The 1,481-nt window shown below is 71.4% G+C and carries 2 protein-coding genes; both read left to right on the top strand.

Going from position 1 to position 1,481, the window contains the following annotated elements; genetic code table 11:
- Positions 1–1,085 (top strand): MBL fold metallo-hydrolase (locus G6021_RS12560; protein ID WP_241736543.1); only part of this gene is annotated, 1,085 nt, incomplete at its 5' end.
- 41 nt (positions 1,086–1,126) lie between these two features.
- Positions 1,127–1,481: four-helix bundle copper-binding protein (locus G6021_RS12555; RefSeq protein ID WP_182641434.1), on the top strand; the 355-nt coding region annotated here is incomplete at its 3' end.

The raw sequence follows: 1,481 nt of genomic DNA, 5'->3' as shown, positions 1-1,481 counted from the left end.
GCTCCGCCGGAGCCCAGAGCCTCACGGGCTCCCTGGGCTCCGGCTCCCTCGGGTCGTCCGGCGGCACCCCGCCGGACGGCATCCCCTCGGCGCAGCGTGAACCACTCGAGCTACTGCTCCTGGGGACACTCGCCGGCCCGATGGTGGAGAGGACGCGGGTGGGGATCGCGTCGGTCCTCGTGGTCAACGGGGCCGCCTACGTGATCGACTGCGGGCGGTCCGCGGTGACGCAGTACGGGCTCACGGGCCTGGAACTGGCGGCGATCAGCGACATCTTCCTCACCCACCTGCACGCCGACCACATCGCGGACTACTACAACTTCGCGCTCATCGGTGGGGTGGTCGCCAACGCCGCCGGGGACAAACTCGTGGCCCCCGTCGGCGTCCACGGCCCGGGGTCCGCGGGCGGACTGCGACCGCCCAACGTCGACTACCCGGACTTCCCGGTGGTCGCCCCCCAGAGCCCGACCCCGGGCACGGCGGAGATGACGCAGCGGCTGGACGAGGCCTACGCCTACACGTCGAACATCTTCCTCCGGGACAACGGCCCCACCGGTGGGCCGCCCGACCCGCGCACGCTGTTCGACGTCCACGAGATCGTGATCCCGGACGTCGGCGCCAGCTACACCAACACCTCCCCGGCGATGGACCCGTTCCTCGTCATGGAGGACCAGAACGTCCGGGTCACCGCCACCCTCGTCCCGCACGGGCCGGTCTTCCCCGCGTTCGCCTTCCGCTTCGACACCGCGCACGGGTCGGTGACGTTCTCCGGGGACACCAGCCTCAGCGAGAACCTGGGCCGGTTGGCGCTCGGCACCGACACCCTCGTGCACGAGGCGATCAACGTGCGCGGCGGCAACCTGCCGCCGGCCATGATCGAGCACAACCTGGAGTCCCACGTCGAGGTCCAGGTGGTGGGGCAGGTCGCCGAGCGCGCCGGCGCCAAGCGACTGGTCCTCACGCACCTCGGTGACTACTCCGGCGTCGTGGACGTGCGGCAATGGCACGACTGGGCCCAGGAGGGCTACGGCGGGGACGTGATCGTGGGCCACGACCTGCAGCGGATCGTCCTGGCCACCCGATGACCCCCGCCTCGCCCTCACCAGAACGAGTCCCAGGAGGAACCATGAGCACCATCGACATGATCACGTCCCACCCCCACCCGACCGGCGGTCTGCCCGTCGAGTTGCTGGCGGAGGCGATCGACGCCGCGTCCGCGTGCGCGCGCATCTGCACCGCCTGCGCGGACGCGTGCCTGGCCGAGGAGTCGGTCGCGGAGATGCGCGACTGCATCCGCACCGATCTCGACTGCGCGGACGTGTGCGCGGCCACCGCGTCGGTATTGAGTCGCCGGACCGGGACGATCTCGGGGGCGGTCAAGGAGTTGCTCAGCGCGTGCCGCGTCGCGTGCGCGACGTGCGCTGACGACTGCGGGGCCCACGCGGACATGCACGCCCACTGCGCGATCTGCGCCGAGGCCT

Origin of the sequence: Dietzia sp. CW19 (assembly GCF_014145265.1) — a bacterium.
GTDB lineage: Bacteria > Actinomycetota > Actinomycetes > Mycobacteriales > Mycobacteriaceae > Dietzia > Dietzia natronolimnaea.
Note: the sequence above shows the minus strand (reverse complement) of the source record. Positions and strands in the feature narration are given on the sequence as shown.